19 protein-coding genes and 1 riboswitch are annotated in these 26,102 nt (G+C 70.5%); of the genes, 12 read left to right on the forward strand and 7 right to left on the reverse strand.

Annotated features, from left to right (window positions below; all coding sequences use genetic code 11):
* The first annotated feature begins 82 nt into the window (after positions 1–82).
* Positions 83–892, forward strand: a complete 810-nt coding sequence (locus WAB15_RS30115; RefSeq protein WP_399150094.1) for a serine protease — start codon at positions 83–85, stop codon at positions 890–892.
* A 123-nt stretch (positions 893–1,015) separates the two neighbouring features.
* Here WAB15_RS30115 and WAB15_RS30120 read toward each other — a convergent pair whose 3' ends face one another.
* On the reverse strand, positions 1,016–1,246 hold the full coding sequence (locus WAB15_RS30120; RefSeq protein ID WP_033267354.1) for a hypothetical protein: 231 nt from the start codon (positions 1,244–1,246) through the stop codon (positions 1,016–1,018).
* A 444-nt stretch (positions 1,247–1,690) separates the two neighbouring features.
* On the opposite strand from WAB15_RS30120, the gene WAB15_RS30125 reads away from it, so the two are divergent.
* The 4 genes from WAB15_RS30125 (at position 1,691) to WAB15_RS30140 (ending at position 6,376) form a co-directional block, all read left to right on the forward strand.
* Positions 1,691–3,811, forward strand: coding sequence for a type IIA DNA topoisomerase subunit B (locus WAB15_RS30125; RefSeq protein ID WP_407288132.1), 2,121 nt, complete (start codon positions 1,691–1,693; stop codon positions 3,809–3,811).
* A 157-nt stretch (positions 3,812–3,968) separates the two neighbouring features.
* Positions 3,969–4,457: a DUF1453 domain-containing protein gene (locus tag WAB15_RS30130; protein ID WP_407288133.1), complete on the forward strand. Its 489-nt coding sequence runs from the start codon at positions 3,969–3,971 to the stop codon at positions 4,455–4,457.
* An 81-nt stretch (positions 4,458–4,538) separates the two neighbouring features.
* On the forward strand, positions 4,539–5,705 hold the full coding sequence (locus tag WAB15_RS30135; protein ID WP_407288134.1) for a sensor histidine kinase: 1,167 nt from the start codon (positions 4,539–4,541) through the stop codon (positions 5,703–5,705).
* Positions 5,702–6,376, forward strand: coding sequence for a response regulator (locus WAB15_RS30140; protein WP_407288135.1), 675 nt, complete (start codon positions 5,702–5,704; stop codon positions 6,374–6,376). The genes WAB15_RS30135 and WAB15_RS30140 overlap by 4 nt, the downstream gene beginning before the upstream one ends.
* Before the next feature lie 157 nt (positions 6,377–6,533).
* Here WAB15_RS30140 and WAB15_RS30145 read toward each other — a convergent pair whose 3' ends face one another.
* The 4 genes from WAB15_RS30145 to WAB15_RS30160 all read right to left on the reverse strand — a co-directional run bounded on the left by WAB15_RS30145 (position 6,534) and on the right by WAB15_RS30160 (position 11,899).
* Complete coding sequence (locus WAB15_RS30145) at positions 6,534–7,208, reverse strand: response regulator (protein ID WP_407288136.1); 675 nt, start codon at positions 7,206–7,208, stop codon at positions 6,534–6,536.
* Positions 7,205–8,866: an ATP-binding protein gene (locus WAB15_RS30150; RefSeq protein ID WP_407288137.1), complete on the reverse strand. Its 1,662-nt coding sequence runs from the start codon at positions 8,864–8,866 to the stop codon at positions 7,205–7,207. The genes WAB15_RS30145 and WAB15_RS30150 overlap by 4 nt, the downstream gene beginning before the upstream one ends.
* 660 nt (positions 8,867–9,526) lie before the next feature.
* The gene (locus WAB15_RS30155) at positions 9,527–10,525 is read right to left on the reverse strand and encodes a sucrase ferredoxin (protein WP_407288138.1); all 999 of its coding nucleotides are present in this window, start codon (positions 10,523–10,525) and stop codon (positions 9,527–9,529) included.
* Between the two features lie 132 nt (positions 10,526–10,657).
* Positions 10,658–11,899: a citrate synthase gene (locus WAB15_RS30160; RefSeq protein WP_407288139.1), complete on the reverse strand. Its 1,242-nt coding sequence runs from the start codon at positions 11,897–11,899 to the stop codon at positions 10,658–10,660.
* 114 nt (positions 11,900–12,013) lie between these two features.
* Between WAB15_RS30160 and WAB15_RS30165 the strand changes: the two genes are divergently transcribed.
* Both WAB15_RS30165 and WAB15_RS30170 read left to right on the forward strand, forming a co-directional pair.
* A complete protein-coding gene (locus WAB15_RS30165; RefSeq protein ID WP_407288140.1) occupies positions 12,014–13,183 on the forward strand; it encodes a citrate synthase/methylcitrate synthase in 1,170 nt (389 codons plus the stop codon).
* A gap of 107 nt (positions 13,184–13,290) precedes the next feature.
* Positions 13,291–14,454, forward strand: coding sequence for a CobW family GTP-binding protein (locus WAB15_RS30170; protein ID WP_407288141.1), 1,164 nt, complete (start codon positions 13,291–13,293; stop codon positions 14,452–14,454).
* Positions 14,455–14,609: 155 nt separating this feature from the next.
* Here WAB15_RS30170 and WAB15_RS30175 read toward each other — a convergent pair whose 3' ends face one another.
* Entirely contained in the window at positions 14,610–17,057 is a 2,448-nt protein-coding gene (locus WAB15_RS30175) for a DNA topoisomerase (ATP-hydrolyzing) subunit A (protein ID WP_399150105.1), read from the reverse strand.
* A gap of 301 nt (positions 17,058–17,358) precedes the next feature.
* Here WAB15_RS30175 and WAB15_RS30180 point away from each other — a divergent pair, with 301 nt between their 5' ends.
* From WAB15_RS30180 to WAB15_RS30195, 4 genes are all read left to right on the forward strand, one after another.
* Complete coding sequence (locus WAB15_RS30180) at positions 17,359–18,699, forward strand: M16 family metallopeptidase (protein ID WP_399150126.1); 1,341 nt, start codon at positions 17,359–17,361, stop codon at positions 18,697–18,699.
* 38 nt (positions 18,700–18,737) lie between these two features.
* Positions 18,738–20,120 (forward strand): M16 family metallopeptidase, encoded by a 1,383-nt coding sequence (locus WAB15_RS30185; RefSeq protein ID WP_399150127.1) that lies wholly within the window; start codon positions 18,738–18,740, stop codon positions 20,118–20,120.
* A gap of 235 nt (positions 20,121–20,355) precedes the next feature.
* A riboswitch (cyclic di-AMP (ydaO/yuaA leader) is annotated at positions 20,356–20,512 on the forward strand.
* 12 nt (positions 20,513–20,524) lie between these two features.
* On the forward strand, positions 20,525–21,325 hold the full coding sequence (locus tag WAB15_RS30190) for a M23 family metallopeptidase (RefSeq protein WP_407288142.1): 801 nt from the start codon (positions 20,525–20,527) through the stop codon (positions 21,323–21,325).
* 205 nt (positions 21,326–21,530) lie between these two features.
* Positions 21,531–22,220 (forward strand): GntR family transcriptional regulator, encoded by a 690-nt coding sequence (locus WAB15_RS30195; RefSeq protein ID WP_399150107.1) that lies wholly within the window; start codon positions 21,531–21,533, stop codon positions 22,218–22,220.
* A gap of 345 nt (positions 22,221–22,565) precedes the next feature.
* Here the strand turns inward: WAB15_RS30195 and WAB15_RS30200 are convergent, their stop codons facing one another.
* Complete coding sequence (locus WAB15_RS30200) at positions 22,566–22,847, reverse strand: HPr family phosphocarrier protein (protein ID WP_399150108.1); 282 nt, start codon at positions 22,845–22,847, stop codon at positions 22,566–22,568.
* A 135-nt stretch (positions 22,848–22,982) separates the two neighbouring features.
* On the opposite strand from WAB15_RS30200, the gene WAB15_RS30205 reads away from it, so the two are divergent.
* Entirely contained in the window at positions 22,983–26,102 is a 3,120-nt protein-coding gene (locus WAB15_RS30205) for a GNAT family N-acetyltransferase (protein ID WP_407288143.1), read from the forward strand.

The raw sequence follows: 26,102 nt of genomic DNA on the forward strand, positions 1-26,102 counted from the left end.
GCTCGCGTCCGTCCGGGTGCGGGGCGAGGCTGCTTGGGGTCACTCTGGGTTGGCGAGCAATGTCCCAGAGTCAGGAGTCCGTATGCGACCGACCGCACGCGCTGCCTTCGGAGCCCTCGCCCTGGTCCTTGCCCTGCCGGCGTCGGCGGCCGCGGACGGGTCGGTGATCGGTGGAAGGCCCACTCAGATGTCGCAGAGCCCCTGGGCGGTCGCGCTGGCCTCCCACGCCCGCTTCGGGGCCCAGCGCTCCGGACAGTTCTGCGGCGGCGTGCTCGTCGGGCGCTCCACGGTGGTGACGGCCGCGCACTGCCTGAGCAAGGAGGTGCTGGGCGTGCCCTGGCAGCAGGTGCGGGATCTGCGGATCGTGGTCGGGCGCGACAACCTCACCGGCGGCGGTGGCCAGGAGCGCAAGCCCGCGAAGGTGTGGGTCAATCCGCGCTATGACAACTGGACGAACGACGGCGACATGGCCGTGATCACGCTCGACAAGCCCGTCCCCAACCGGCCCATTCCGATAGCCGGACGGCACGACGCCGCCTACCGGCCGGGAAGCCGGGCCACGGTCTACGGATGGGGAGACACCACTGGTGAGGGCAGCTATGCGACGCGACTGCGGTCGGCGCACGTCAACGTGCTGCGCGACGCCGTCTGCGCGCGGGCCTACCCGGGCAGCGCAGACGGCACGTACCGGTCGCCGTCGATGCTGTGCGCGGGGGAGCCGTCGGGCGGCCGGGACGCCTGCCAGGGGGACAGTGGTGGGCCGCTGGTCGTACACGGACGGCTCGTGGGACTTGTGTCATGGGGGACCGGCTGCGGCCAGGCGGGCAGCCCGGGCGTCTATACGCGCGCTTCGGCGCTGCTCCCGGCGCTGTTGGCGCACGGGGCCGGCTGAGGGGGCCGGGGGAGCCGGCGGGTATGCGTGAGCGTACGAGTGCGGGCGGCCCCCCGATGGTGCCGGGGGAACCGCCCGCTGCACGGCCCTGGGCCGCTGCTCGCTCGTCGTGGATGCGAAGTGTCAGCGTTCCTCATCGGACGCGGACGCCGGAGGGGCGGTCAGCCGCTCCGTCTCGTCCTGTATTTCCGCGGCGATCTTCTTGAGTTCTGGCTCGAACTTGCGACCGTGGTGGGCGCAGAAGAGCAGTTCTCCGCCGGACATCAGGACGACGCGCAGGTATGCCTGGGCGCCGCAGCGGTCGCAGCGGTCAGCGGCCGTCAGCGGGCTCGCGGGTGTCAGAACAGTAGTCACGTCGCCTCTTCTCTAGCTCGACGAGCTGTCGTACCAGGGTCAACATCCAACCAGGCCGAAAACGTTCCCGCTCGTGCCTTTTCCTCGAAAAAAATTCTCCGAGGGGGCCGGGTGCTGCCGGGTGGCGGCGAATGAGCCGTATTGCTTGGTGGTCTGATTCACGTTGGTTGCTGGATCCGTCCCCCCGGCTGGCTTGCCGGTTGTTGATGAGGACGTGCCCGGAGCCTAAATGGTTCATGCCTCGAAGGGAACGTGATGTGCACGTCACTCGTACGTCACCCCAACGAGGGATCGAACGTACGAGCGAAATTCTACTACCATGAGCATGCTTACGGGTGGCGTTACATCGGCTCTACTAGGCCTCGGTACCCTCTGACCGGCGACACCGCCACAACCGAGTCCGCGGAATGCGGACTGCCAGAAATTCAGCGAGGAGCGAACCGCGTGACCGCCGAGATGTCCGTGCCGTCCACCGCAGTGCTGACCGGGGCAGACCGGGACGGTTCCAACTACACCGCGCGGCATCTGCTCGTCCTCGAGGGCCTCGAGGCCGTCCGCAAGCGCCCCGGCATGTACATCGGGTCCACGGACAGCCGTGGCCTCATGCACTGCCTGTGGGAGATCATCGACAACTCCGTCGACGAGGCACTGGGCGGCTACTGCGACCACATCGAGGTGATCCTCCACGGCGACGGGTCGGTGGAGGTCCGGGACAACGGCCGCGGCATCCCCGTGGACGTCGAGCCCAAGACCGGTCTGAGCGGCGTCGAGGTCGTGATGACCAAGCTGCACGCCGGCGGAAAGTTCGGCGGCGGCTCGTACGCGGCCTCCGGCGGCCTGCACGGCGTCGGCGCCTCCGTCGTCAACGCCCTCTCCGCACGACTCGACGTCGAGGTCGACCGCAACAGCAAGACGCACTCGATCAGCTTCCGACGCGGCGTCCCCGGCATCTTCACCGAGGCCGGCGCCGACGCGCCCTTCGACCCGGGCAACGGCCTGCTCAAGGGCAAGCGGATCCCCAAGACCAAGACCGGCACCCGTGTCCGCTACTGGGCCGACCGGCAGATCTTCCTCAAGGACGCCAAGCTCTCCCTGGAGACGCTGCACGCCCGCGCCCGCCAGACGGCCTTCCTCGTACCGGGCCTGACCCTCATCGTCCGCGACGAGCGCGGTATCGACGGCGCCGGAAAGACGGAGGAGACGTTCCGCTACGACGGCGGCATCAGCGAGTTCTGCGAGTACCTCGCGCAGGACAAGGCCGTCTGCGACGTGGTGCGACTGACAGGCCAGGGCACCTTCAAGGAGACCGTGCCGGTCCTCGACGACCGCGGCCACATGACACCGACCGAGGTCACCCGGGAACTGGGCGTCGACATCGCGCTGCGCTGGGGCACCGGCTACGACTCCACGGTCCGTTCGTTCGTCAACATCATCGCCACCCCCAAGGGCGGCACCCATGTCTCCGGCTTCGAGCGCTCGGTCACCAAGACCGTCAACGAAGCCCTGCGGTCCGGCAAGCTGCTGCGCGTCGCCGAGGACGACGTCGTCAAGGACGACGCCATGGAGGGCCTCACCGCGGTAGTGACCGTGCGGCTCGCCGAGCCGCAGTTCGAGGGCCAGACCAAGGAGGTGCTCGGCACCTCCGCCGCCTCCCGGATCGTGGCCCAGGTGGTGAGCCGGGAGCTCAAGGCGTTCCTGACCTCCACCAAGCGGGACGCCAAGCAGCAGGCGCGCGCCGTCATGGAGAAGGTCGTCGCGGCGGCCCGTACGCGGATCGCCGCCCGCCAGCACAAGGAGGCCCAGCGGCGGAAGACAGCGCTGGAATCCTCCTCGCTGCCGGCCAAGCTCGCGGACTGCCGCAGCGACGACGTCGACCGCAGCGAACTCTTCATCGTCGAGGGCGACTCGGCGCTGGGTACGGCGAAGCTGGCGCGGAACTCCGAGTTCCAGGCACTGCTGCCGATCCGCGGCAAGATCCTCAACGTCCAGAAGTCGTCGGTCTCGGACATGCTCAAGAACGCCGAGTGCGGCGCCATCATCCAGGTCATAGGGGCTGGCTCCGGCCGCACCTTCGACATCGACGCCGCCCGCTACGGCAAGGTCATCTTCCTGGCCGACGCGGATGTCGACGGCGCCCACATCCGCTGCCTGCTGCTGACCCTCTTCCAGCGCTACATGCGGCCGATGGTCGAGCAGGGCCGGGTCTTCTCCGCCGTCCCGCCGCTGCACCGGGTCGAGCTGACCAACCCCAAGAAGGGGCAGGACAAGTACATCTACACCTACTCGGACAACGAGCTGCGCCAGACGCTGCTCGAACTCGAGCGTAAGAAGGTCCGCTACAAGGACAGCATCCAGCGCTACAAGGGCCTGGGTGAGATGGACGCCGACCAGCTCGCCGAGACGACGATGGACCCGCGCCACCGCACCCTGCGCCGCATCAACATCAGCGACCTGGAAGCGGCGGAGCAGGCCTTCGACCTCCTGATGGGCAACGAAGTCGCCCCCCGTAAGGAGTTCATCACCAACTCCGCGTCCACCCTGGACCGTTCGCGCATCGACACCTGAGCCCAGCGCGGCACTCTTCGGGCGCCTCTCCACCCACGGGTGGAGAGGCGCCCGAAGCCATTTCCACCCGCTCCCCACCCTGGCTCCGATTCGGCCGGCCGCCGCTCTCCATAGCGTCGGAAGGGTCGAAACTCACCGTCCCACGGAGGCCCAGGTCATGAGCGGCCTGCTCAACATCGTTGTGATCACCGCGGCTGTCGCGTTCGTGTTCATCCAGCAGTTCAAGGCGCAGCGCCTCAAGCCCGAGGGCAGGAAGTGGTGGCTGATCCCTGCCGTCCTGACGGTCATGGCGCTGCGGCAACCCGGTCTCCTCGACGCCCGGCATTACACGGCAGCCGCCGTCCTGCTCGCCGTGGAGCTGCTCATCGGGCTGGCCTGTGGCGCCGGTTGGGCCTGGACGACGCGTATCTGGACGGACGCGGAGGGCGTGGTGTGGACCAAGGGAGGCTGGGCGGCGGCCGGTGTCTGGCTCTGCGGCATGGCGTTACGCGCCGCCCTCATGGGGGTCGCCACGGCCATGGGCATCCACCAGGGCAGCGCGGCCATCATGCTCGGTGTCGCCGCGATGCTGCTGACACGGTCCGGTGTCACCGCCTGGCGGGCCCAGGACCTGCAGCAGACGTACCGTGTCCCTGCCGCCGGCTGACGCCCTTGGTTGTACCCCGTGGAGCCTGACGCCCCACGGGGTGTACGCCTCGCGCCGCACCGCAACTACGAAGGACCGCACGTGACGCTGAACGTCTGGACCAGCTGGCCCCTTAGGGAGTCACTGTCCCGTGAGGGCATCAGCATCGCCCGGTTGTGGATCGGCCGATCCGTGCGCCTTCTGGCGGTCGCGGCGCTGACGTGGTCCACCGTGACAGGGCCGCATTTCCGCGGCTGGGCCCTGGTGGCGGCCGTCGCCGGGTTGGCCGTCACCGTGCTGGCGTTTCGCGGCTTCTTCCATGTGACGCTGCAGCGCCGTCTGTGGCCGTCCATCGCGCTGTTCGCCGTACTGGAGGCCGCCGCCCTCGGCTTCCAGCACGCCGAGGCGCGCACGCCGGCGATCGTCCTGTGGTGCGCATGCGCCATCATCGCCATGGAGCGGCTGCCGCTCAGCGCCGCCGTACCGTGCGCCGCCTCGGCACTCGGTGCGTACGCGGTGATGAACACCGACAACTGGCTGACGACCATCACGACCACCGCGGGCCTGGCGCTGGCGGGCTATGTCGTACGGCTGGACGCCGAAGCGCGCGGCAACGCCCAGCGGCTGCTGGCCCAGGAACGAGCCGCCCGTAAGGCCGAGGCCGAATCGGCTGCACTGGCGGAACGGGGCCGCATCGCACGGGAGATTCACGATGTCCTCGCTCACAGCCTCAGCGCTCAGCTGGTGCACCTGGAGGCGGCGCGGCTGTTGATCCAGCGCAGCACCGATCTCGAGGCTGACCGTGAACAGCTCATGGAACGGGTGGTGGCATGCAGGGGGATGGCCCGTGAAGGGCTGGACGGCACCCGTGAGGCGCTTTCCGCGCTTCGTGGGGAGATGATCCCGGTCGAGGACTTCCTGCGCCGTCTGACGGCCGCTGAGGGCGCTCGGCTGGACGTTACGGGTGAGGCGCGCCCGCTGCCGGCCGAGGCGGGTCTCGCGGTGCGCAGAGTCGTTCAGGAGGCGCTGACGAACGTACGCAAGCACGCCCGGGGCGCGCGGGTGAACGTGCTGCTGGAGTACACGGCTGACGACGTGCGCCTTGAGGTGCGCGACTTTGGTGGCCGGGGCCAGGCCGCCGAGCTCGCCAAGAGCGGTTCCGGCTACGGTCTGCTCGGGATGCGGGAGCGCGCCGAACTCCTTGGCGGAACGCTGGAGTCCGGTCCCGCTGAGGAGGGTTTCGTGGTGCGGTTGCGAGTGCCGGCATGACGGCGCGCAAGGTGGCACGGGTCGTGGTCGCCGATGATCAGACCGTGGTGCGTGAGGGCATCGTGATGCTCCTGGGGCTGCTGCCGGGCATCGAGGTCGTCGGATCGGCCGCAGACGGCGAGGAAGCCGTCCGTATGGTCGCCGAACTAGCCCCCGACGTCGTCCTGATGGACCTGCGCATGCCACGCTGCGACGGGGTCGAGGCCACTCGCCGCATCCGCGCGGACCACCCCGGAACCCAGGTCGTGGTGCTCACCACCTACGCCGACGACGACTCGCTCTTCCCTGCCTTGCAGGCCGGCGCCCGCGGCTACCTGACCAAGGACGCGGACGGCGATGAGATCGTCCGTGCCATCGACGACGTGCTCTCGGGTGAGGCCGGGCTGTCACCGAGGATCCAGCGCAGGCTCCTGGAACGCGTCACGGAGCCCGTACGGACCCTGTCGCAACCGCCCGACGAGCCACCGGACGGGCTCACCGCGCGCGAGGTGGAGGTGCTGCGGCTGGTCGCCGACGGCCAGTCCAATCCGGAGATCGCGCGCACGCTGCATGTCTCCACTGCGACCGTGAAGACCCACATCAACAACCTCTTCGCCAAAGCGGGACTGCGCGACCGGACTCAAGCCGTCCACTACGCCTACCGCCACGGTCTCGCGCAGCCGCCCGGATAGCTCATCACCTGATGGGGTGAAGGGCTCGGAATGCAGGGCACCACCCGGGGTGCGGTCGGGCGTCTACGAGACGAGTGTCGGCACGGGGAGACGCAGGCACGGGTGCTGACGGGGCGGGGTGGCTTAGAGCGCACGACCTTGATCTGCTGTGCCGGTCTCAGACCCAGTCGTAACGGTGTTCCGGGCGGCCGGTCTCGCCGTACTTGAGAGTGAGGCGTACCCGCCCGGCCCGCTCCAGGAGCTTGAGGTAGCGCTGGGCGGTCTGCCGGCTCAGGCCGGCCTGGAGGGCGACGTCCTGGGCCGACAGCGGGTAGTCCGCGGAGCGCAGTACCTGGCGCACACGGTCAGCGGTGGCGGACGAGTGGCCCTTGGGCAACTCGGCGGGACCGGCGTTGGCGGCTCCCAACGCCCCGAAGATCCGGTCCACTTCGGACTGCTCCGCCTGCCCGCCGTCCGCGAAAGTACGGTGCAGCGCCGCGTACCCCTCCAACTTGGAGCGCAGACCCGCAAAGGTGAACGGCTTGACCAGATACTGCAGTGCGCCGTGCCGCATCGCGGCCTGCACGGTCGCGATATCGCGAGCCGCCGTGACCATGATCACGTCAGTGAGCAGGCCGCGTCGCCGTAGGTCGCCGACCAGTTGAAGCCCTGTTCTGTCGGGGAGGTAGTGGTCCAGCAGGATCAGGTCGACAGGGTGCGTCTCAAGGGCGGCAAGGGCTTCGGCGGCGGTATGCGCGAGGCAACTGACCCGGAACCCCGCTACTTTGGCGACATACGCCGCGTTGATCCGTGCGACCTGCACATCGTCGTCGACGACCAGTACGTCGATCATCGCCCGGCCTCCGTGACACCTGCGGCGTGGCGAGCGCCCTCGCTACCGCTGGCCCGCCCGGTGGCATGGGTGTTCATTACCGCTTCCTCATGGGGTGCGTCACCCGGCTGGGGAATCTCCTCGGACAGCGCGTCGGGGAGGGTGACGGTGAACACCGCGCCGCCACCAAGGCGTTCGCTGACCTCGGCGCTGCCTCCGTAGCGCTCGGCGAGCCGGCGGACGAGAGCCAGGCCGATGCCACGCTGCCCGTGGGCGGGCGGTTCCTTGGTCGTCCAGCCTTCCGTGAAGATCTCCGCGCGACGCGCCTCGGGTACTCCTGGCCCGTTGTCGCTGACGCGGACGATGGCGGTGTGGCCATCGGCCCGGATCTCGACCTCCAGTTGTGCGTCACGTTCACTTGATGTGGCATCCAGGGCGTTGTCGATGAGGTTGCCGAGTACGGTGACCAGGCCGTGCGGGTCGACGAGCCGGTCGGGCAGATGGGTGTCGGGTGCGATGCGCAAGGAGACGCCACGCTCGGTGGCGACCGTGGCCTTGCCCACCAGGAGGGCGGCGAGCAGCGGATCGTGGATGCGCTCGGTGACCTGTTCCGCAGTCGCCCGGTGCACGCCCACGGCCTGCGTCACAAACTCCACGGCCTCTTCGTGCAGCCCCAGTTCGAGCAGACCGAGCAGTGTGTGCAGCCGGTTGGCGTGCTCGTGGTCCTGGGCGCGCAGGGCGTCGATCAGGCCGCGAGTACCGTCCAGTTCGCGGCCCAGCCGTTCCAGCTCGGTGCGGTCGCGCAAAGTGACCACCGCGCCCCCGTCGTCGGTCGGCATGCGGTTCGCCACCAGAACCCGCTGTCCGCTGACGGCCAGCAGGTCGGCTCCTGAAACACGGCCGGCCAGCACATCGGTAGTGCGGCCCGGCGGCAGGGCGGCATCCAGAGGGCGGCCGGTGTCCTCGGCGCGCAGGTCGAGGAGGCGTTGCGCCTCGTCGTTCATCAGGCGGATCCGGCCACGGGCGTCGAGTGCGAGGAACCCTTCACGGATGCCGTGCAACATCGCTTCGCGCTCGGCGAGCAGTGCGGAGATGTCGGAGAAGGCCAGGTCATGGGTGCGGCGCTGGAGACGGCGGGAGACGAGGTAGGCAGCCAGTGCGCCCATGGCGAGGGCTCCGCCCGCATAAGCGAGCAACTGGGGGACGGTGGAGAGCAGCCGTTCCTGCACGCTCTCGTACGCGATGCCGACCGAGACGGCGCCGATGACCTCGCCGTTCTCGTCGCGCAGCGGGACCTTGCCTCGCGCGGAGCGACCGAGGGTGCCCTCGTCGATCTGCATGACCTCTCGGCCGGAGAGGGCGACGCTGGGGTCGGTGGAGACGTGGTGTCCGATCTCGTCTGGATCGGTGTGGGACCAGCGCACCCCGCGCTTGTCCATGATCACCACGTATTCGGCACCGGTGGCGGCACGGATCCGCTCCGCCTCGTTCTGGACGGGACCGTGACGGCTGGGGCGAGAGGATTCCAGCGCGTCGTCGAGCGATGGTGCTGCGGCGGCGGTCTGCGCGATGGCGAGGGCACGGCGCATCGCCTGATCGTCGAGCTGGGCGCTGAGCGGGGCGAGGAAGAGACCGGTTGCCAGGGCGGTGACTCCCGTGGCAATGGCTAGCTGCACCATCAGCACCTGGGAGAAGACGCGGCGTGGCCAGCCCAGGCGCGGCCACTTCCGGGGCCGCTTGGGTGCGGGGCCGGAGGCCGGCGCGTCGGCGGGGACGGCTGCAGAGCCCGAGGGCCGAGCGCCACTCGGGCGCGGAGCTGACGCATCCATCTCGCCCATACGAACGAACAGTAAGCGCGGTGGCAGCCGGGCGGTAATTCCTGATGGGCCTAATTCGGAGTGTGTTCGGGCGGCGACTCGCAGCGCTGCTCTCGACGGCGGGGGAGGGGAAGCGAGCGGTTATCCACAGGCCTTTCGGTCGCAGATCGTGCGCACTTAGCCTCACAGCGTGAAGCCGATTCGGTCGGATGCGGATCGTGTGCGCGATGGGTCGCGGAGAGGGGAGCGGTCATGTGGGCCACGGGGGATGGCAAAGGGGCCTGGCGAGCAGTAGTGCGGGGTGGTGGACGCCGGATTGTGGCGTGGCGGGCAGCGGGAGCGATGCTGAGTCTGGGGATCGCTGCGTTGATCTTGAAGCGGCCGGGAGGTTCCGGGCGTCTGTCGCGCGCTGCGGCCGTTGGCGACGCCTCCTTACGTCAGTCTCCCGGTGAGTCCCGGGTGGCGGGGCGGCCGCGAGGTACCGCCACCGGTTCGGGAGCACCCCCGCTGAGGCCCGCAGGGTCAGCTACAGGATGCTGTTGCTCTTGCCCGTGTCGCATCCGCGATGGCGGTGATGGAGCTAATCGCCATCCGAGCCGGTGGACCGAGCGGCGCACCACAGCTAGCGGGCGCCGGAGCGCCGTCGGTCCGCTCTTGAACGATCACCCGCCAGGCGCGGCCGTCCGTGTGCGTCATGATGACGGCCCAGGTGGGGAAGGTGCCCGCAGGCGTCCTACTGTGAAGCGCCCGGTGGTCGGCCGGCAACAGTTCGGGCCGCACCGCGTCGGTCCGTACGACGTCGAGTGCGTCCGCGCGGTCCTCCCGGATGAGCTGGCGGACCGCGAGGTCGGCCGCCTGGGCCGGGCGGTCCCACGCCGAGCGGCCGCGGCAGTGGTTGAGCGCGATCCGTCCGTGGCGCGCCGACTCCACGGCGTGCTTGACCAGAGGGGCCGAGGCGCGGCCGTAGGCATAGCCGTAGGGGAGGACGAAGAGGGTGGGGGAGAAGCGGTGGCCGCCGATGTGAGTGACTTCCCATGCCCCGACTCCGCCGACGGCGAGAGCGGCGGCGAGCGGGCGGCCGAGGAGCGCGCAGCAGCGGTCCCGCTTGCCGTTGGTGCACACGAAGACCAGCGGTTCACCGGTGTACGGCTCCCAGAGGCCGCCATGCTCTCCGGCTCCCAGGGCGGTGAAATTCAGACCGAGGATCGCTCGCGGGTCGGTGACCGTAGTCGTGCGGATCCATGAACGCCCCGGGGCGGTGTGCGCGAGGAATATGCGGCGCGGCGAAGCGTCGTGACAGTCGGCATGGCGTCCTGGCCTGCGGATGAGGGCGATGCGTACGCCCGTCGCCTCTGCCGCGGCCTCCAGAGCCCGGCCGACGTCAGGGTCAAGGTGGCTGTCCGTCAGCGCCTTGGCTCCCCATGGCCCGGGCTGCTCGATGAGTAGCCAGGTCAGGGCAGTGGCCGCCGTCCCGGCGAGAGGTTCGGCCGATTTGAGGGAAGCGGCGGCGCAGGTACTCACAAAGGCGAGCCTAACCTCGTCTGCCGGGGTGGTTTCGGGAGGGGGCTGGGGGCTCGCGTGCCTATGGAAGCCACCTGGCTGAGGCCTGGGGCTTGAGCAGCCAAGGGTCACCTGTGTGTACAGTGCCTCCGCTTACGGCAGCGGCTGTGGTGGCTTCGGGCCGCAATACCTACCGCTGGGGCGCATGCGGAGGGGAAGCTCGTCGTACTCCTCCAGGGCGTGGGCGATCCAGCCGGCGGTGCGAGCGATGGCGAAGATGGTTTCGCCCGCCTCGGTCGGCATTCCGGTTGCGACGGTCAGGACGGCCAGTGCTAGGTCGACGTTGGCGTGCAGCTCCGTGTGTCGAGCGGTGGTGGTGATCGCTTCGCGTGCAGCCTGGAGCGCGGGGCGGGCGCGCGGTACCTCTTCCAACAGCTCGAAGAGTGTGTGGGCGCGCGGGTCCTCACCCGTGTAGAGGCGATGCCCCAGGCCTGGCACCCGGCGCCCGGCTCGCAGGTGGTCGGCCACGACGGCGGCCGCGCTGCCCCGGTCCAGCACCTCGAGCAGCATTCGGTGGGCGAGTCCGCTCGCAGCGCCGTGTAGCGCGCCGTCCAATGCCCCGAAGCCGGCCGAGACGACCGCGTACGGATGCGCGCGTGCGGAGGCGGCGACGCGGACCGCGAGGGTTGACGCGGCGAGGTCGTGATCGATGAGCAGAATCAGCGCGGCGTCCAGGATGCGCAGCGATGCGGGGTCTGCCGGCTCGGATGTAAGGCGTGACCACAGGCGTGGCGCCAGTGAGGCGGCGGGCTGCTCGGCAGCCTGTGGCGGCAGGGCGTCGACGAGGGTCGGGATCAGGGCGCGGGCGGTGTCGAGGACGACGTTCTCGGACAGGTCGAAGCGGAGTGGGTCGGCGGCCGCCGCGGCGATTACCGCCACCCGCAGACGGTCCATTGGCCCGCTGTGGGCCGGCAGTGCCTGTACGGCGCGGCGGGCCGCGGACAGGGCGTCGTGTGGTGCGGTGAAGCGGATGCCGCGGCGCATTTCGCCGGTCCACAGCCACTCGGCCACTTCCTCGTAGCTGTAGTGGGCGGCGAGTTCGGATGCATCGACGCCACGGAAGTAGCAGTGGTCGCGGTCGATGAGGGTGATGCCGGTGCGAACGGCCAACTCGCCACTGGTGGAGGGTGGTTCGCGCCGGCCACTGCGGCGAGCCAGCGTCTCGACCTCCTTCGCGTCGAAGGTGCTGCCACGGCTGCCCGGTTCGCGGCGGCTGGCCAGTTGGCCACGGCTGACATACGCGTACACCGTCTCGGGCTTCACGCCGAGCCGGTCGGCCGCCTCCCGGGTGCTCAGCCGTCGCCCGCCCGCGTCGTGCGTGTCTTGATCCGCCATGAGGTCACCGTATCCAGACTTACACATGTTGATTCAATCAATATTGACGACTGTTAAGTCAAGCATAGATAGTCGGATCAATATTCGGGGAGGAAGAAACAAAGGAGATCCGCCATGCCGATCGCCGAGGCGAACGCACCGATCGACGCGCCCCGTGGACTCGCGGGTGTCATCGTCACCGAGACCCAACTCGGCGACGTCCGGGGTCTCGAGGGCTTCTACCACTACCGCCAGTACTCCGCCGTCGAGCTGGCCGCGAGCCGCAGTTTCGAGGACGTCTGGTACCTGATGTTCCACGGTGAGCTGCCCGACGCGGCGCAGCTGGCGGCCTTCACAGCCCAGACCGCCGCACTGCGGCCGCTGCCCGCAGCCGTGCGCGACGCGCTTCCCGCCCTCGCCCAAGCCGGTGCGCTCGCCGGCCCGCTCGCCGGGCTGCGTACCGCGCTCTCGCTGCTCGGTGCGACGGCCGGCTTTCGGCCCCTGTACGACATCGGCGCCGACCAGAGGCGGGCCGACGCACTTGCCGCCTGTGCCGCCGTACCCACCCTGCTCACCGCGCTCCACCGGCTCGGCCAGGGGCAGCAGCCCGTGGAGCCGCGCGCCGACCTCGGCCACGCCGCCAACTACCTCTACATGCTCACCGGCGAAGAGCCGCGGCCGGAGCAGGTGCGCGCGATCGAGGCGTACCTGATCTCCACCATCGACCACGGCTTCAACGCCTCGACCTTCACTGCCCGTGTCATCACCTCCACCGGCGCCGACCTCGCGGCCTGCCTCGTCGGTGCCATCGGTGCGCTCTCCGGGCCGCTGCACGGCGGTGCGCCCAGCCGCGCACTGGACACTCTCGACGCCATCGGCACACCGGACCGCATCGACACCTGGATCCGCGACCGCGTGCTGCGCGGCGAGCGGATCATGGGGTTCGGGCACCCCGTCTACCGCACCGAGGACCCGCGCTCCCGGATGCTGCGTGGTATCGCCGAGGGCTTCGGTGGACCGTTGGTGGAGTTCGCCCTCCAGGTGGAGGCGAGGGCCGAGGCGCTGCTGGCCGAGCTCAAGCCGGGTCGCGAGCTGCACATCAATGTGGAGTTCTATGCGGGCGTCGTCATGGAGCTGTGCGGACTGCCGCGTGAGATGTTCACGCCCACGTTCTGCGCGGCCCGCGTCGTCGGCTGGAGCGCCAACATCCTGGAGCAGGCGGAGGATTCGAAGATCATTCGTCCGTCGGCCCGCTACGTCGGCCCGCCCCCGCCGCAGCCGCTGCCCGTCGCGGCGGCCCTCTAGGAGCCGACGGGGCGGGCCGAGCCCGCGGCGGCCGGCGGTCCGTTACGATCGACAGCTCGTTCGCCGCCGGTCCGGGCGGCCCGCCACCCGCACCATGGAGGCGCCCCTTGGCCACGCAACAGATCCCCGTCGTCGTGCTCGCGGGATTCCTCGGGTCGGGCAAGACCACCCTCCTCAACCATCTGCTCGGCGCCGGCGACGGCACCCGTATCGGCGCGATCGTCAACGACTTCGGCAGCATCGAGATCGACGCCATGACCGTCGCCGGGCAGGTGGACTCGATGGTGTCGCTCGGCAACGGCTGTCTGTGCTGCGCGGTCGACACCAGCGAGCTGGACACCTACCTGGAGCGGCTGGCCCGCCCCGCCGTCCGTATCGACGTGATCGTCATCGAGGCCAGTGGGCTGGCCGAGCCGCAGGAACTCATCCGCATGATCCTTGCCAGCGACAACGATCGGATCGTCTACGGCGGGCTGATCGAGGTCGTGGACGCAGCCGAGTTCGATGACACCCGCGCGCGGCATCCCGAACTGGACCGGCATGTGGGCATCGCCGACATCGTGGTGCTCAACAAGGCCGACCGGATCGGTGATGCGGCTCGGCAGGCACTCATGGACCGGCTCGCGGACCTCGCTCCGGGGCGCCCGGTGATCTGCACGGCATACGGGCGGGTCGACCCCGAGCTGTTCTTCGACCGCGGGACGGGGAAGGACCTCGACGCGTCCGTGCGTCAGCTGTCGTTCGAGGACCTGCTGCGCGAGGCCGCGGCGAACGGCGGGCCCACAGGGCAGGGTGATGACCACTGCGACCACGGCGACGACCACTGTGGTGACGGCGAAGGCCACTGCGATCACCCGGGGCACGCGCATCATCCCGGTCACACAGGTCATCTGCACGCCGCCTATCAGAGCGTGGAGTTCATCTCGTCCGAGCCGATGCACCCGCGCAGGCTCATGAGCTTCCTCGACAGCCGCCCGACCGGCCTCTACCGCATCAAGGGCTTCGTCCACTTCGACGTTCCGGAGAACCGCCAGAAGTTCACGCTGCATGCGGTCGGCGACTTCCTGCGCTTCTACCCCGAGCCGTGGCCCAAGGGCGAGGAGCGGTGCACCCAGCTCGTCATGATCGGCAACGGTATCGACGCGCCGGCGCTGCGCAAGGAGCTGGAGAACTGCCGGGAGACCGGTCCGTCGGATGCCGATGTGAACAGCATGTGGGGCGTGCTGCGCTATGTGGCTGCTCGTGAGGAAGACGTCGAAGCAGGCATCTGAGGGTGCGGTCTGAAGACGTCTGAGGGTGACGCTTGAAGAAGGCAGACGTCTGAAGAGAGCGCCTGAAGCGAGCGGCTGAGGAACGCGGACGGGCGCTGTCGGGCCGGAGTCCACCGGTCCGACAGCGCCCGTCCGCGTTGCGTGCGGCGCGTCGTCTACATCGGTCCTGCCAGTGTCGCCACCGGCTTCGCCAGGGGTACTCCCGAGCCGTCGCGGCGCGGATCGGTCTCCGGCAGGGTGACCGGGGCGCCCTTGGCGTCCGCGGCGCGCACCGGGGCCGGTCCCGCCCATGCCTGGGTCAGGCAGTCCTCGCCCTTCAGGAAGCGCTGGCAGCGCACGCCGCCCGTGGCCCTGCCCTTGCGCGGGTACTGGTCGAACGGGGTGAGCTTGGCCGTCGCCACCGAGTCGTCGAGCGTGCCGTGTGAGCCGGCGACGGTGAACACCATGGCGTCGGCGGCCGGATCGACCGCCGAGAACGAGATCACCTTCGCGCCCTCGCCCAGCTTGATGCCCGCCATACCACCGGCCGGGCGGCCCTGCGGCCGCACCTGCGACGCCTGATAGCGCAGCAGCTGCGCCTCGGTGGTGATGAAGACCAGGTCCTCCTCACCGGTGCGCAGCTCGGCGGCGCCCACGATGCGGTCGCCCTCCTTGAGGGTGATGACCTCCAACTCCTCCTTGTTGGAGGGGTAGTCGGGTACCACCCGCTTGACGACGCCCTGCTCCGTGCCGAGGGCCAGGCCCGGCGAGGACTCGTCCAGTGTGGTCAGGCAGATCAGCTCCTCGCCGTCCTGCAGCGTCAGGAACTCCGAGATCTGGGCGCCACCGGAGAGGTTGGGTGCGGCCGCGGTCTCCGGGAGCTGCGGCAGATCGATCACCGAGAGCCGCAGCAGCCGGCCCAGGGACGTCACCGCGCCCACCTCGCCGCGGGTCGTCGCCGGCACCGCCGAGACGATCACGTCGTGCTTGACGCGCTTGGCGTCGACGTCGACGGGCACCTCGCCGGTGACCGTGCGCGCCAGCAGCCCCGTAGAGGACAGCAGCACCCGGCACGGGTCGTCGGAGACCTCCAGCGGCACCGCGCCGACCGAGGCGCCCGCCGACTCCAGCAGGACCGTGCGCCGGTCCGTGCCGTACTTCTTGGCGACCGCGGCCAGCTCGTTGGAGACCAGCTTGCGCAGCTCGGCGTCCGACTCCAGGATCCGGGTCAGCTTCTCGATCTCGTCCTTGAGCCGGTCGCGCTCCGACTCCAGCTCGATACGGTCGAACTTGGTCAGCCGGCGCAGCGGTGTGTCGAGGATGTACTGCGTCTGGATGTCGCTCAGCGAGAAGCGCTCGATCAGCCGCTCCTTGGCCTGCGCGCTGTTCTCACTGGAGCGGATCAGGCGGATCACCTCGTCGATGTCCACCAGGGCCGTCAGCAGGCCCTCGACCAGATGGAGGCGGTCGCGCCGCTTGCTGCGCCGGAACTCGCTGCGCCGCCGCACCACCTCGAAGCGGTGATCGACGTAGACCTCCAGCAGCTCCTTCAGGCCCAGCGTCAGCGGCTGGCCGTCCACCAGCGCGACGTTGTTGATGCCGAAGGACTCCTCCATCGGCGTGAGCTTGTAGAGCTGCTCCAGGACGGCCTCGGGGTTGAAGCCGTTCTTGACCTCGATCACCAGCCGCAGGCCGTGCTCTCGGTCGGTGAGGTCCTTGACGTCCGCGATGCCCTGGAGCTTCTTCGAGCCGACCAGGTCCTTGATCTTGGAGATGACCTTCTCGGGCCCGACCGTGAAGGGGAGTTCGGTGACGACCAGACCCTTGCGGCGGGCGGTGACGTTCTCCACCGTTACCGTCGCGCGGATCTTGAACGTGCCGCGGCCCTTCTCGTACGCGTCCCGTACGCCGCCCAGGCCCACGATCCGGCCGCCCGTCGGCAGGTCGGGACCCGGCACGAAGCGCATCAACGTGTCCAGGTCGGCGTTGGGGTGCTTGATCAGGTGGCGGGCCGCGGCGATGACCTCGCCCAGGTTGTGCGGCGGCATGTTCGTGGCCATACCGACCGCGATGCCGGACGAGCCGTTGACGAGGAGGTTCGGGTACGCGGCGGGCAGGGCGACCGGCTCCCGCTCCTGGCCGTCGTAGTTGGGCGCGAAGTCGACGGTGTCCTCGTCGATCGACTCCGTCATAAGGGACGTCGCGGACGCCATCCGGCACTCGGTGTACCGCATGGCCGCGGGCGGGTCGTCGTTGCCCAGCGAGCCGAAGTTGCCGTGGCCGTCCACCAGCGGCACCCGCATCGAGAACGGCTGCGCCATGCGCACCAGGGCGTCGTAGATCGACGCGTCGCCGTGCGGGTGGAGCTTACCCATGACCTCGCCGACGACCCGGGCGCACTTGACGTAGCCGCGGTCGGGGCGCAGGCCCATCTCGTTCATCTGGTAGAGGATGCGGCGGTGCACGGGCTTGAGGCCGTCGCGGGCGTCCGGGAGGGCGCGCGAGTAGATGACCGAATACGCGTACTCGAGGAAGGAACCCTGCATCTCGTCGACGACGTCGATGTCGAGGATCCTCTCCTCGAAGTCGTCCGGCGGCGGGGTCTTCGTGCTGCGGCGGGCCATCGCGGCTGCGGCTCCTTCTGCTGCGTCTACTGCCGTGTCGGGAAGCGACGTCAGGGCGACGTCGGTCAATCAGTCGGGTCAACCAGCTGGGGGATCAACCGGCGAGTATCTCTGAGTCTGACGCGGACCATTGTGGACCGCCCCACTGACAACGCCCACCGCGACTCCCCCTTCGCCTTTGGAGGGCGCCGGGCACGACGCTCGATCGGGGCCGGTCGCACGGGAACTTCGCCAGATGCCGACGCGCTTGCATACAGTGACAGAACTTCCTCGCAAGCGGATCGAAGGGACGTACATGCCCATGGGTCACACGGCCACAGAACAAGCCGGCTCCGGCGGCCTGACAGCGACCGAGCACCGGCTGGCCAACGGCCTGCGCGTGGTGCTCTCCGAAGACCACCTGACCCCGGTCGCAGCGGTGTGCCTGTGGTACGACGTCGGCTCCCGCCACGAGGTCAAGGGCCGTACGGGCCTGGCTCACCTCTTCGAGCACCTGATGTTCCAGGGCTCCGCGCAGGTGAAGGGCAACGGCCACTTCGAGCTGGTGCAGGGCGCCGGCGGCTCGCTCAACGGCACCACGAGCTTCGAGCGCACCAACTACTTCGAGACCATGCCCACCCATGAGCTGGAGCTCGCGCTCTGGCTGGAGGCGGACCGGATGGGCTCGCTGCTGACCGCGCTCGACGACGAGTCCCTGGAGAACCAGCGCGACGTCGTCAAGAACGAGCGCCGCCAGCGCTACGACAACGTCCCCTACGGCACGGCCTTCGAGAAGCTGACGGCCATGGCGTACCCGGAGGGCCACCCGTACCACCACACGCCCATCGGGTCGATGGCCGACCTGGACGCCGCCTCACTGGAGGACGCCCGGGCGTTCTTCCGTACGTACTACGCGCCCAACAACGCCGTGCTGTCGGTCGTCGGCGACATCGACTCCGCGCAGACGCTGGCCTGGATCGAGAAGTACTTCGGTTCGATCCCCTCGCACGACGGTAAGCAGCCGCCCCGGGACGGCACACTGCCCGACGTCATGGGCGGCCAGCTGCGCGAGGTCGTCGAGGAGGACGTGCCCTCCCGCGCCCTGATGGCGGCCTACCGCCTGCCGCACGACGGCACCCGTGAGGCGGACGCCGCCGACCTGGCGCTGACCGTCCTGGGCGGCGGCGAGTCCTCCCGCCTGTACAACCGGCTGGTGCGCCGTGACCGCAGCGCCGTTGCGGCCGGCTTCGGTCTGCTGCGGCTGGCCGGCGCGCCCTCGCTGGGCTGGCTGGACGTGAAGACGTCCGGTGGCGTGGAGGTCCCCGACATCGAGCGCGCCGTCGACGAGGAGCTGGCCCGCTTCGCCGCCGAGGGCCCCACCCCGGAGGAGATGGAGCGCGCGCAGGCCCAGCTGGAGCGCGAATGGCTGGACCGCCTCGCCACGGTCAGCGGCCGCGCCGACGAACTGTGCCGCTTCGCCGTCCTGTTCGGCGACCCGCAGCTCGCGCTGACCGCCGTGCGGCGTGTTCTGGACATCACCCCCGAGGAGGTGCAGGCGGTCGCCAAGGCCCGGCTGCGCCCCGACAACCGCGCCGTGCTGGTCTACGAACCCACCGAGCCGACCGACGCCGCCGACACCGAGGAAGGGGAGGCGGACCAGTGAGCGACGCCACCAACCGCGCAGGGTCCCCCATGAGCACCATGGACTTCCACCCCCAGCCCCGGGGCGGCGCGCCCAAGCCGTGGGCCTTCCCGGCCCCCGACCGCAGCCAACTCCCCAACGGGCTCACGCTGCTGACCAGCCACCGCCCCGGTCAGCAGGTCGTCGCCGTCGAGGTCAACCTCGTCGCGCCGCTGGACGCCGAGCCCGAGGGCCTGGACGGCGTCGCCACGATCATGGCGCGTGCGCTGTCCGAGGGCACCGACAAGTACGACGCCGAGGAGTTCGCCGCCGAGCTGGAGCGCTGCGGCGCCACGCTGGACGCGCACGCCGACCACCCCGGCGTACGGGTCTCCCTGGAGGTCCCGGCCTCCCGGCTGCCCCGCGCGCTCGGCCTGCTCGCCGACGCGCTGCGCGCCCCCGCCTTCCCGGACAGCGAGGTCGAGCGGCTGGTGCGCAACCGCCTCGACGAGATCCCGCACGAGCTCGCGAACCCGGCCCGGCGTGCCGCCATGGCGCTGTCCAAGGAGCTGTTCCCGGCCACCGCGCGCATGTCGCGGCCCCGCCAGGGCACCGAGGAGACCGTGGCCCGCATCGACGCGGCGGCCGTCCGGGCCTTCTACGACGCCCATGTGCGGCCCGCCACGGCCACCGCCGTCGTCGTCGGCGACTTCACCGGTGTCGACCTGGACGCGGCGCTCGCCGAGACCCTCGGCGCCTGGAGCGGCTCGACGGCCGAGCCGCTGAAGGCCGCGCCGATCGCCGCCGACGACACCGGCCGTGTGGTGATCGTGGACCGCCCCGGGGCCGTCCAGACGCAGCTGCTCATCGGCCGGATCGGCGCCGACCGGCACGACCGGGTGTGGCCGGCGCAGGTCCTCGGCACGTACTGCCTGGGCGGCACCCTCACCTCCCGGCTGGACCGTGTGCTGCGGGAGGAGAAGGGCTACACCTACGGGGTGCGCGCCTTCGGCCAGGTACTGCGCTCCACCGCCCCCGGCTCCCCCGAGGGAGCGACGGGCGCCTCCCTGCTCGCCATCAGCGGCTCGGTGGACACCGCCTCCACCGTCCCGGCGCTCCAGGACCTGTGGCAGGTGCTGCGGACCCTCGCGGCGGAGGGGCTGACGGACGAGGAGCGCGATGTCGCCGTCCAGAACCTCGTCGGGGTCGCGCCGCTGAAGTACGAGACCGCGGCGGCCGTCGCGGGCACGCTGGCCGACCAGGTGGAGCAGCAACTCCCGGACGACTTCCAGGCGCAGTTGTACGCCCGCCTCGCGGAGACCGGCACGGTCGAGGCGACCGCGGCGGCGGTCAGCGCCTTCCCGGTGGACCGGCTGGTGACGGTCCTGGTGGGTGACGCGGCCCAGATCGCCGAGCCCGTCAAGGCGCTGGGATTGGGCGAGGTGACGGTCGTCGGCGGCTAGGGCCGAGCCGGAAGGCACGTCCTGGCCGCCCCGTATGACGGCAGATCAGGTCCGACCGGCGGCTCCCGTGGTGCTCCACTGCCACGGGAGCCGCCGTATGTCCGGTTTATGACGACTGGCCGCGACGCTTCTTGTGGCATCCCGCACAAAAAAGCGGTTCTGTTTGGCGATCGAAAGTTGCCCCGATTAGCGTCGGTCCGGCTGTTCGTCACAACTCCGCCACAACAGTGGCACCGGACAGTCATCGCCGAGTCCCCGTACGGCGCGAGCCAGGGGAGCCGGGGACCCACACGTCCCCTGGGGTGAATCGGACCCCTCTCCGGAGGAGCCCGTAGGAGACCTTCCTGCTCCGAACCCGTCAGCTAACCCGGTAGGCGAGAAGGAAGGAAAGGACAAGCCAGTACATGGCGTTCATACGTGCCACCGGGAAGCACCGTCGTGCGAGCCGCACCGCCCGCTCGACCCGCAACATCGCAGGCATAGCCACCCTCGCGGCCTCCGGCGTTGTCGCCTCGGTGGCCTCGCCGGCGCTGGCCGCCACGGACGAGGCGCGTACCCAGGACACCGGTCTGCAGCAGGCCGTCGTCCTCGGTGACGAGCTCGCCAACCGCATCGAGGCCCAGGCCGACGCGCAGCAGGCCGACGCCGAGGCCGCCGCCGCGCGGGCGAAGGCCGAGGCCGTCGCCAAGAAGCAGGCCGAGGAGGCCCAGCGCCGCGCCGAGGCGGCCCGCAAGAAGGCCAAGGCCGAGCGCGAGGCCAAGGAGCGCGCCGCCCGCGAGGCCGAGCGCAAGCGCCTCAACGCCTTCGTCGCCCCGATCGCCGGCTCCTACGTGTCGACCGCCTACAAGGCGTCCAGCAGCCTGTGGTCCTCGGGCAGCCACACCGGCATCGACTTCCACGCCGCCTCCGGGACCTCCGTCCACGCCGTCGGCGCGGGCACCGTCGTCGAGGCCGGCTGGGGCGGCTCGTACGGCAACAACATCGTGATCAAGATGAACGACGGCACGTACACCCAGTACGGCCACCTGTCGTCGATCTCCGTCTCGGTCGGCGAGAGCGTCACCCCGGGCAAGCAGATCGGCCTCTCCGGTGCCACCGGCAACGTCACCGGCCCGCACCTGCACTTCGAGGCCCGCACCACCCCGGACTACGGCTCGGACATCGACCCGATCGCGTATCTGCGCGCGCACGGCGTCAACGTCTGATCCATCGCAGCCGCCTCCGCTTCGCCCGATGCCGCACCGCTTCATCGACTGATGCGCCGCTTCGCCCGACGTCGGATCCGTCCATTGGCCAAAAAATATCCATGGATAACCGGAGTCCGTCGGAAAAGCCGTCCCGGTCGAATAGAGTCACGGAAATGTCGTCAACCGGCGGCGTTTCCCGGGGATTACGGCGGAGGCACGGACGATGCGAGGCCATATTTCCGCGCATGCGGTGTGCACGGCGATTCGCGAGGACATTGTCTCCGGCGCGCTGGCGCCGGGGAGTCGGCTGATCGAGGAGATCCTGGCGGCGCGTTACGGCGTCTCCAGGGTGCCGGTCCGCGAAGCGCTGCGCACCCTGCAGTCGGAGGGCTTTGTCACCACCCGCCACCACGCGGGCGCCTGTGTCGCCGAGCCCACCGAGCAGGAGGCCGCCGACCTGCTGGACATCCGCGCGCTGCTGGAGCCGCTGGGTGCCGCCCGCGCGGCCGCCCGCCGCAGCCCGGCCCACCTGAAGGTGCTGCGCGGCCTGGTGCGGCTCGGACGTGAGCGGGCCCGGCACGGCAACCCCGCGGACCTGCGCCAATTGGACGGCTGGTTCCACGAGACGCTCGCTCAGGCGGCCGGCAGCCCCAGCCTGACCGCGCTGCTGACCCAGCTGCGGCGCAAGATCGAGTGGATGTACGCGGTGGAGCCGCCGACGAGGGCCGGCGAGTCCTGGGACGATCACGGCGCGGTGCTGGACGCGGTGGCCCGGGGGGACGCGGAACGCGCCCGCACCCTGATGGCGGCTCATATCGAGCGTTCGCTTCCGGTGTACCGGCTGCGGCGCCCGGCCAAGGCCGAGGTGAGGGATCCGAAACGGCCCGTCAACACAGCGCGCGCCCGCTCTTAACAAGGGCCCCGTATACAAAGAGGTGGGCAGGGGGAAAGGCGCGCGGGGGAATGGGGTGCGAAGGCCGCGCGGCGGTTTTTCGTATAGCGCCGCTATTCCAGAGCCAGCATTTCGGTCCGCCGTCCGCCCTTATTCGCAATTCCTGTGCTTCCGTGCCGGGCGCCGAGCCGTACGGCCTTTCCGGAGAGCTGATTCAGCGGCGGTGCGGCGCGGTGCCGCGGTGAGGCATTTTCGGGCGGGTTGCCGACGGGGAAATGAATGCGACCGCAGCGAAACGGCCCCGCCGCGGCGACCGGGTTCCGGTCTCCGCGGCGGGGCCGCCGCATGTACAGGGTCCTGGGGGACTCAGACGGTCTCGGGGAGCTCCTCGAGACCCTCGGCGACGAGCTTCGCCAGGCGGTCGAGCGCGGCCTCGGCGCCGTCGGCGTCGGAAGCCAGCACGATCTCCTCGCCGCCCTGGGCGCCCAGGCCCAGGACCGCGAGCATGGAGGCCGCGTTGACGGGGTTGCCATCAGCCTTGGCGATCGTCATCGGGACGCCGGAAGCGGTGGCCGCACGGACGAAGATCGACGCGGGGCGGGCGTGCAGGCCCTCGGCCCAACCGACATTGACGCGGCGCTCAGCCATGGTGTTGCCCTTCAAAGTCGTGACTGTTGTCTAGACCAGTCTCTCACGCTGCCGGGAGTGCTCCGGCAGCCCTGAGTCCTGCCCCGAGCGTACGCGGGAGGGCCGGTTGTCAGTGCCCGGTCGTACTCTGTCCGCATGCAGAAGCCGCCGGATCATGCATACCCGACCCACTGGGAAGCCGATGTGGTGCTGCGTGACGGCGGCACGGCGCGGATCCGCCCCATCACCCCCGATGACGCCGAGCGGCTGGTCTCCTTCTACGAACAGGTCTCGGACGAGTCGAAGTACTACCGCTTCTTCGCCCCCTACCCGCGGTTGTCCGACCGCGATGTGCACCGCTTCACTCACCACGACTACGTCGACCGCGTCGGACTCGCCGCCATGGTCGGCGGTGAGTTCATCGCCACCGTCCGCTACGACCGGATCAACGACCAGGGCCTGCCCGCCAAGGACCCCGAGGACGACCAGGCCGAGGTCGCCTTCCTCGTCCAGGACGCCCATCAGGGGCGGGGAGTGGCCTCCGCCCTCCTGGAGCACATCGCGGCGGTCGCCCGTGAGCGCGGCATCAGGCGGTTCGCCGCCGAGGTGCTGCCCGCCAACTCCAAAATGATCAAGGTCTTCACGGACGCCGGGTACACCCAGAAGCGGACGTTCGAAGACGGCGTGGTCCGGCTGGAGTTCGACCTGGAGCCCACCGAGCAGTCCGTGGCCGTGATGCGCGGCCGCGAGCAGCGCGCCGAAGCCCGCTCCGTGCAGCGGCTGCTGGCCCCCGGCTCGGTCGCCGTCATCGGGACCGGTCGCGCCCCCGGCGGAATCGGCCGCACCGCGCTGCGCAACATCCTCACCTGCGGCTTCACGGGCCGGGTGCACGCCGTCAACCACGCCTTCCCCCAGGACATGCGGCGGCTCGACCCCGAAGGGGTGCCGGCGGTCCGTGCGCTCGGAGAGATCCCCGAGCCGGTCGACCTCGCGGTCATCGCCGTCCCCGCCGACAGCGTCCCCGACGTCATCCGGGACTGCGGCGAACACGGCGTCCAAGGGGTGCTGATCCTGTCCTCCGGCTACGCCGAGTCGGGCCCCGAGGGCAGGGAGCGGCAGCGCGCCCTGCTCCGCCAGGCCCGCTCGTACGGCATGCGGCTCATCGGGCCGAACGCCTTCGGCCTGATCAACACCGCCGCCGACGTCCGGCTCAACGCCTCCCTCGCCCCCCGGATGCCCGGCTCCGGCCACATCGGCCTGTTCACCCAGTCCGGAGCCATCGGCATCGCCCTGCTCAGCGGACTGCACGCGCGCGGCCCCGGCGACGGCGGCATCGCCGGTATCACCGCCTTCGTCTCGGCCGGCAACCGCGCCGACGTCTCGGGCAACGACCTGCTCCAGTACTGGCACGACGACCCGGACACCGATGTCGTGATCCTCTATCTGGAGTCCATCGGCAACCCCCGCAAGTTCGCCCGGCTGGCCCGCCGTACCGCCGCCGTCAAGCCGGTCGTGGTCGCCAAGGGAGCCCGGCACAACGGCACCGCCCCGCTCGGCCACGCCGTACCCACCGTCCGTGTCCCCGACAGCACGGTCGCCGCCCTGATGCGCCAGGCCGGGGTGATCCGCGTCGACACAGTCACCGAGCTGATCGACGCCGGGCTGCTGCTGGCCTCCCAGCCGCTGCCGGCCGGCCCCCGCATCGCCATCCTCGGCAACTCCGAGTCCCTCGCGCTGCTGGCCTACGACGCCTGCCTGACCGAGCGGCTGCGCCCGCTGCGCCCCCGAGTGCTGCCCTCCGCGGCCACACCGGAGGACTTCCGCGGGGCGCTCGCCGAGACGCTCTCGGTCGATGGCTGCGACGCCGTGATCGTCACGGCCATCCCCTGGGTGGGGGAGCAGGACGGCGCCTCCCCGGGCGCCGGCGAGGGCATCGCGCTCGCCGCCGCCCTACGCAGCGCGGCCGCGGCCCATCCGCACAAGACCGTCACGGTCGTCCACCTGGCGATGGACGACCTGGCCGAGACGCTGGCGGCACCGGAGGCACCGGAGGCACCGGAGGCACCAGCGGCACCGGAGGCACCAGCGGCACCGGCGGCGCCCCCCGAGCCCCATGAGCCCCAAGCCTCCGCCGCCCCGGTTGCTGACGGCGCCCAGGCCCCGTCACCGGAATCCGCCCCGGCAGAGCCCCGTCCCGCACCGGCCTCGTCGAACCCACCGGTCCCATCGGTTCCGCCCGCCCCACCGGTCCCACCGTTTCCCCCTGCCGCTCCGCACCGGGGGGTGGCCGCCGCCCGCCCCCCGATCCCTCCCGGCCCGCCGCCGTCCGCCCGCGCCACACCGCCGCCGCCCACCCGCAACCCCGAGACCGCGGCCGCACCCCGCACCGCCCCTCTCCGCATCCCCGCCTACCCCGCCGCCGAGCGCGCCGTACGCTCCCTCGCCGAGGCCGTCCGCTACGCCGCCTGGCGCCGCGAGGCCGCCGAGCCGGGCCGGGTGCCGGAGTACGACGACATCCAGGAGGCGGCGGCCGGCGCCGACATCGACCGCCTCCTCGACCGCCTGGCTCCCGACGTCCCCAGCGGCCGTTCCGTCCCGGTGCCGCCCGAGGACGCCGCCGCCCTGCTCGCCCGCTACGGCATCCACACCCGCCCCGTCCTGCCGGCCCCCGACCCGGACACCGCCGTGCGTGCGGCCGCCCGCCTCGGCTACCCGGTGGCCCTCAAGACCACCGCCCCTCATCTACGCCACCGCTCCGATCTCGGCGGGGTCCGCCTGGACATCGCGAGCAAGTCCGAACTCCGCCGTACCTACGCCGAATTGACCGACTTCCTCGGCTCACCCGAGGAGCTGCGCCCGGTCGTGCAGGCGATGGTGCCGCGCGGTGTCGACACGGTCGTCCGCGCCGCCATCGACCCGGCCGCCGGCGCCGTCCTCTCCTTCGGCCTGGCCGGCGCCCCCTCCCAGCTGCTCGGCGATATCGCCCACCGCCTCATCCCCGCCACCGACAAAGAGGTCGCCGAGCAGATCCGCTCGATCCGCGCCGCCCCGCTGCTGTTCGGCTGGCGGGGCTCCCAGCCCGTCGACACCGCCGCGCTGGCGGAGCTGCTGCTGCGGGTCTCCCGGCTCGTCGACGACCACCCCGAGGTCGTCGGCGTGGACCTCGAACCGGTCGTGGTCGCCCCGCAGGGCCTCTCCGTCCTGGGGGCCGCCGTCCGCCTGGCCCGGCCCCCCGCCACCACCGACCTGGGCCCTCGCCGCCTGCCCGCGTACTGA

The organism is Streptomyces sirii, from assembly GCF_045690365.1.
Classification (GTDB): Bacteria; Actinomycetota; Actinomycetes; order Streptomycetales; family Streptomycetaceae; genus Streptomyces; species Streptomyces sirii.